This is a genomic window from Microbacterium aurantiacum (assembly GCF_002872075.1).
Lineage (GTDB): Bacteria > Actinomycetota > Actinomycetes > Actinomycetales > Microbacteriaceae > Microbacterium > Microbacterium aurantiacum_A.
In genome coordinates this window covers 172937-179547 of record NZ_PGGU01000025.1, presented here as the reverse complement: position 1 = coordinate 179547, position 6611 = coordinate 172937, and the positions used below count along the sequence as shown (strand labels likewise).

Sequence of the window (6611 nt, the reverse complement as noted above, 5' to 3'; positions counted from 1 at the left end):
CGACGAGATCTAATCCTTCGGCGGCTCAGGGACCTGAGTCCCTGAGCCGCCGAAGCCAGACTTCTCAAAAAGAATTCCGACACAGGAGAACTAGTGCTCGAGTCAAACACTTTCGATGAGCTTCGCATCGGCCTGGCCACTGCCGACCACATCCGTGCGTGGTCGTACGGCGAGGTCAAGAAGCCTGAGACCATCAACTACCGCACACTGAAGCCGGAGAAGGACGGCCTCTTCGGTGAGCAGATCTTCGGGCCCTCCCGCGACTGGGAGTGCGCCTGCGGAAAGTACAAGCGCGTCCGCTTCAAGGGCATCGTCTGCGAGCGCTGCGGCGTGGAGGTCACCAAGAGCTCCGTCCGTCGTGAGCGCATGGGCCACATCGAGCTCGCCGCCCCGGTCACCCACATCTGGTACTTCAAGGGTGTCCCCTCGCGTCTCGGCTACCTGCTCGACATGGCGCCGAAGGACCTCGAGAAGGTCATCTACTTCGCCGCGTACATGGTCATCTCGGTCGACGAGGATGCTCGTCACCGTGATCTGGGCACGCAGGAGAACAACATCCGTCTCGAGCTGAAGACGCTCGGCGACCGTCGCGACGCGAAGATCGCGGAGCGCCTGGCTCGCCTGGAGGAGGAGCTCGGAGCTCTCGAGGCCGAGGGTGCCAAGGCCGACGCCAAGAAGAAGGTCAAGGACGCCGCCGAGAAGGAGATGTCGCTCATCCGCAAGGGTGCCGACGAACAGATCGCCAAGCTCGAGCGCGTGTGGGAGGACTTCCGCACGCTCGAGGTCGGTGCGCTCCGTCCGGAGGACGACGTCTTCCACGAGCTGCAGGACCGCTTCGGTCAGTACTTCGAGGCCTACATGGGCGCCGAGTCGATCCAGCGTCGCCTTGCGGCATTCGACCTGAAGGCCGAAGCCGAGAACCTGCACCTGCAGATCTCCGAGGGCAAGGGTCAGCGCAAGATCCGCGCGATCAAGCGCCTGAAGGTCGTCAACTCGTTCCTGGAGACCGGCATGAGCCCGGCCGCCATGGTGCTCGACGTCGTCCCGGTGATCCCGCCGGAGCTGCGTCCGATGGTGCAGCTCGACGGTGGCCGCTTCGCGACCTCCGACCTCAACGACCTGTACCGCCGCGTGATCAACCGCAACAACCGTCTTCGTCGTCTGATCGACCTCGGTGCTCCCGAGATCATCGTCAACAACGAGAAGCGGATGCTGCAGGAGGCCGTCGACGCACTGTTCGACAACGGTCGCCGTGGTCGCCCCGTCACCGGTACCGGAAACCGCGCCCTGAAGTCGCTCAGCGACATGCTCAAGGGCAAGCAGGGTCGTTTCCGTCAGAACCTGCTCGGCAAGCGCGTCGACTACTCCGGCCGTTCGGTCATCGTCGTCGGCCCGCAGCTGAAGCTGCACCAGTGCGGTCTGCCCAAGCAGATGGCTCTGGAGCTCTTCAAGCCGTTCGTGATCAAGCGTCTGATCGACCTCGGTCACTCGCAGAACATCAAGGCCGCCAAGCGTGCGGTCGAGCGCACCCGTCCCGAGGTCTGGGACGTGCTCGAGGAGATCATCCGCGAGCGTCCGGTGCTGCTCAACCGTGCGCCCACGCTGCACCGTCTCGGCATCCAGGCGTTCGAGCCGCAGCTCGTCGAGGGCAAGGCCATCCAGCTGCACCCGCTCGTCTGCGCGGCGTTCAACGCCGACTTCGACGGTGACCAGATGGCTGTGCACCTGCCGCTGTCGGTCGAGGCTCAGGCCGAGGCCCGCGTGCTGATGCTCGCCTCGAACAACATCCTCAAGCCGTCGGACGGCCGTCCGGTCACCCTGCCTTCGCAGGACATGATCATCGGTCTGCACCACCTGACCACGGTCAAGGCCGGCGCTGCCGGTGAGGGCCGTGCGTTCGGCTCGGTCTCCGAGGCGATCCTGGCGAAGGACGAGGGCACCCTCGACCTGCAGGCCAAGGTGCGCATCCGCATCCACGGTCTGACCTTCCTTGAGGGCGAAGCGCCCGAGGGATACGAGCGTCACGGACTCGTCGACGCGTCGCTGGGTCAGGCGATCTTCAACGACACCCTCCCGAAGGGCTACCCGTTCGTCCGCGAGCAGGCAGACAAGGGCAAGCTGTCGCAGATCGTCAACAAGCTGGCCGAGGAGTACCCGAAGACCGAGACGGCTGCCACGCTGGACCGCATCAAGGACGCCGGTTTCTACTGGGCCACGCGCTCCGGTGTGACCGTCGCCCTGAGCGACATCCTCACCCCGCCGAACAAGGGCGAGATCGTCGGTCGCTACGAGAAGCTCGCGGCGAAGGTCCAGTCCCAGTACGAGAAGGGCCTCACGACCGACTCGGAGCGCCGTCAGGAGCTCATCAAGATCTGGACCGAGGCGACGGACGAGGTTCAGGTCGCGATGAAGGCCCACTTCCCCGAGGACAACACCATCAACCGCATGGTGACCTCCGGTGCTCGTGGTAACTGGCTGCAGATCCGGAACATCGCCGGTATGCGCGGACTCGTCAACAACCCGAAGGGTGAGATCATCCCTCGCCCGATCATCTCCTCGTACCGCGAGGGGCTGTCGGTGGCCGAGTACTTCATCGCGACGCACGGTACCCGTAAGGGCCTTGCCGACACCGCTCTGCGTACCGCCGACTCGGGTTACCTGACCCGTCGTCTGGTGGATGTCTCGCAGGACGTCATCATCCGCGAAGAGGACTGCGGCACGTCGAAGGGCCTCGAGCTCCCGATCGCCGCTCCGAACTCGCAGGGCGAGCTGGTGCGCGACGCGAACGTCGAGAACTCGGTGTTCGCTCGTACCCTGGCCTCCGACGTCGTCGACAGCAAGGGCGAGATCCTCGCCTCTGCGCATGACGACGTGGGTGACGTGCTCATCGACAAGCTCGTCGGACTCGGCGTGGAGAGCATCAAGGTCCGCTCCGTGCTGACCTGCGACTCCGCCGTCGGTGTCTGCGCGCAGTGCTACGGCCGTTCGCTCGCGACCGGCAAGACCGTCGACATCGGCGAGGCCGTCGGCATCATCGCGGCCCAGTCGATCGGTGAGCCCGGTACCCAGCTGACGATGCGTACCTTCCACACGGGTGGTTCGGCATCGGCGGATGACATCACGCAGGGTCTGCCCCGCGTGCAGGAGCTCTTCGAGGCTCGTACCCCCAAGGCGGCATCGCCGATCGCCGAGGCCGATGGCCGCATCACGATCGACGAAACCGACAAGGCCAAGAAGGTCATCCTCACGCCCGACAACGGCGACGAGGCAGTGATCTACCCGGTGCTGAAGCGTGCGACGCTTCTCGTCGAGGACGGCCAGCACGTCACCGTCGGTCAGCCGATCCTGGTCGGAACGCTCGACCCCAAGGAGGTCATGCGTGTCATGGGCGCCCGCGAGGTTCAGCGTTACCTCGTCGGCGGCGTGCAGGGCGTGTACCGCTCGCAGGGTGTGCCGATCCACGACAAGCACATCGAGGTCATCGTCCGCCAGATGCTCCGCAAGGTCACCGTCGTCGATCACGCCGACACGACCCTGCTGCCGGGTGAGATGGTCGACCTCAAGCGCTACCAGGCGATCAACCGCGAGGCCGTGGCCGAGGGCAAGCGCCCGGCGTCGGGTCGTCCGGAGCTGATGGGTATCACGAAGGCGTCGCTCGCGACCGAGTCGTGGCTGTCGGCCGCCTCCTTCCAGGAGACGACCCGCGTGCTCACGCAGGCCGCCATGGAGGGCAAGCGCGACCCGCTGGTCGGTCTCAAGGAGAACGTCATCATCGGAAAGCTCATCCCCGCCGGAACGGGACTTGCGAAGTACCGCAACGTCACGGTCGAGGCGACGGAAGAAGCCAAGAGCGAGCGCTACCCGAACCGGATCTTCGCATCCGACGGCGCGTACGCGGACGGCGACTTCGGCTACGTCGACTTCGACGCGTTCTCGACGGACGACATCACCCCCGGTACTTACAACTGAGGTGTGACTGAGTGACGAAGGCCCCGGGGTTCGCCCCGGGGCCTTCTTCGTGTGTGCGGCGCGGGCCGATGCCTACTTGAAGAGGTAGGCGACGATGCTCGAGGTGTAGCCGTTCGGCGCGAGGTTCGAGAACCGGGTGTCGATGAGGATGTCGTCGCGCCAGAACAGCGTGCGTCCGTCGGTGACCGGATACTGCGTGTTCGGCCATGTCTTCTCGCAACGCGTGCCGCCATCCGGCGTGAAGCAGGAGAAGCCCTCGGTGTTCGCGAGGGCGTTGAGCATGTCGAGCGCGGGGCCCCGGCTCATCGCCGAGATGATGGTGACGAGCCTGGTGGTGTCGGCGCGCGGGTCAGCCCACGCGCAGATCAGAGATCCGTCGTCCTGCACGCCGGAGGGCCCGAAGGCGGCGTCGTTCAGCGGCACACCTTCCAGCTGGGCGAGCACGCCTTCGCTGAGGATCGCCCGGCAATCGGTCGGCAGCGCGACCCCGCTCGTCGGCGTGGGGCTCGGCGTCGAGCTCGGCGACTTCGTCTCGCCCGGGTCCGGAGACTCGCTGCTGCTCGGGCTCGCGGACTCGCTCGGCGTGCCCGCATCCGGAGATTCGGGCGTGCAGCCCGCGAGAACAATGGTGAGCACTAGGGCCGCGAAGCCGGCGACGAGTCGAGCATTCATGGCCACACCGTATCGCCTCGCGAGCGCCGCGGACAGAGCGCATCGCGGTAGTGTCGGCGGGTGAGCACAGAGACATCCTCCGCCGGACGTGTCGTCGTCGTCGGCGACGCCCTGATCGATGAGATCCACGACCACGCCGGCGTGCGGGAACTCGTGGGCGGCGCCGCCCTGAACGTCGCGGTCGGTCTGCGCCGACTCGGCGTTCCGACGACCCTGATCGCCATGGTCGGCGACGATGAGGCCGGGGACCACATTCGCGAGTATCTCCGCGATCACGACGTGATCCTGCTCTCGAGCCCCGCACCGTACGGATCCTCTCGGGCGGTCGTGCAGCGTTCTGCGAGCGGCGAGCCGGAGTACGTCTTCAACGAGGCGGCGCAGCGGCGCAGCATCCGCTATTCGGACGCGGCGCGTCAGGCGATCGCGGACGCGGGGCTGGTTGCGATCAGCTGCTTCCCCTTCGATGTGCCCGCTGAGGTGGATGCCTTCGCCGATGCGCTCGGCGCAGCACGCCTCGCGATCGATCCGAACCCGCGTGCCGGGATGCTGAGCGACCGTGCGGAGTTCGTGCGCGGCTTCGAGCGCCTCGCCGCGCGCGCCGACATCGTGAAGGTCGGAGCGGATGACGCCGGTCTTCTGTACGACGGCGATCTCGCCGCGCTCCGAGCGCGTTTGAGAGAACTGGGCGTCGGCGCCGTGCTCGCCACGGCGGGTGCGGACGGCGCGGTTCTCGAGACGGATGCCGGCACCGTCGCCGCCCCGATCTCAGTGCTCCCCGGCCCCATCGTCGACACGGTGGGAGCGGGGGATTCGACTCTCGCCGCCCTCGCCGCCGGCCTGGTCGAATCGACTCCCGACACGGTGGAGGAGTGGGATGCTCTCCTGCGCCGAGCCATGGACATCGCGGCGGCGACATGCCGCGCCGAGGGCGGCCTGCTGCGAACTCCTGAGTCGCTGGCCGAGGCGGAACGCGGCGTCTACGGAAGCTGACGCTTCGATTTCATGCGGTCGCCGATGGCAGGTATGCTTATTCTTCGTGCCCCCGGTTGGCTGTTCAAGTCGGACGGGTGCGCATTGGCGAGTTACCCTAGCGGCCAAAGGGATCTGACTGTAAATCAGACGGCTCAGCCTTCGGGGGTTCGAATCCCTCACTCGCCACAGCACAGAAGAAGGGCCCCGCATCGCGGGGCCCTTCTTGCATTGTCTTCACGCGAGCGGATGCTCCGCGCTCACCTTCTGAGTCAGTAGGAGGCGGCGGCGACTTTCTGCACGGCCAGCGCGACCTGGCCGACATGATCGGCCATCGCTTCTCGGGCCTTCACGGCGGAGCCCGATGCGATCGCCTCCACGATCTGGGCGTGCTCGATGTTCGATGCCTGTTGCCGCGCTTGAGTGACGTTCAAGAACTCGGATTGAATGTCGAGCGCCTCGCGAGTCGACGTCACCACGGAGATGAGCACGGGGTTCCGGCTCGCTTCCGCGATCGCCACATGCAGTTCGCCGTCCAACGCCACCCACGCCTGGAGGTCCTTTGCGGTGTCGAGCGCAGCGAGAATCCGACGCAGGTTCGCCAGTTGCGCCGGAGTATGCCGTTCGGCCGCATAGCCGGCGGTAGGCACCTCGATGTGCTGCCGCGCCTCGATGAGATCCTGGGCGCTGAACTCGCCGAAGACGAGCTGAGACGACGGATTCTTCCTGACGACGAAGGTGCCGCTTCCGGTGCGGGTCTCGGTGAGACCCAGCGTCGCGCATGCGTGCAGCGCTTCGCGCACGACCGAACGGCTGACTCCGAATTCGCCTGCAAGAGCCAACTCCGAGGGAAGGCGGTCGCCGATTTCGTACTCGTCGCCTCGGATCATCGCGGTGAGCGCTCTGAATGCGGCCTCCGTCGCGCTGATCCTCTCGAGGCCCGGCTTCGTCGGCTCACCTGGCGCACTCATCCCACAACTATATGGCTGCCACAGGAGGGG

General features: G+C 66.2%; 4 protein-coding genes and 1 tRNA gene. 3 read left to right on the top strand and 2 right to left on the bottom strand.

What is annotated here, in order from left to right:
• The first annotated feature begins 93 nt into the window (after nt 1–93).
• Nucleotides 94–3969: a DNA-directed RNA polymerase subunit beta' gene (gene rpoC / locus CUR96_RS16565; RefSeq protein WP_102194426.1), complete on the top strand. Its 3876-nt coding sequence runs from the start codon at nt 94–96 to the stop codon at nt 3967–3969.
• A 72-nt stretch (nt 3970–4041) separates the two neighbouring features.
• Here rpoC and CUR96_RS16560 read toward each other — a convergent pair whose 3' ends face one another.
• Nucleotides 4042–4641, bottom strand: coding sequence for a hypothetical protein (locus CUR96_RS16560; protein ID WP_102194425.1), 600 nt, complete (start codon nt 4639–4641; stop codon nt 4042–4044).
• Between the two features lie 60 nt (nt 4642–4701).
• On the opposite strand from CUR96_RS16560, the gene CUR96_RS16555 reads away from it, so the two are divergent.
• Entirely contained in the window at nt 4702–5631 is a 930-nt protein-coding gene (locus CUR96_RS16555; protein WP_102194424.1) for a carbohydrate kinase family protein, read from the top strand.
• Between the two features lie 86 nt (nt 5632–5717).
• Nucleotides 5718–5799 (top strand) — tRNA-Tyr (locus tag CUR96_RS16550).
• An 83-nt stretch (nt 5800–5882) separates the two neighbouring features.
• Here CUR96_RS16550 and CUR96_RS16545 read toward each other — a convergent pair.
• Complete coding sequence (locus CUR96_RS16545; RefSeq protein WP_102194423.1) at nt 5883–6581, bottom strand: FadR/GntR family transcriptional regulator; 699 nt, start codon at nt 6579–6581, stop codon at nt 5883–5885.
• Between the last annotated feature and the right edge of the window lie 30 nt (nt 6582–6611).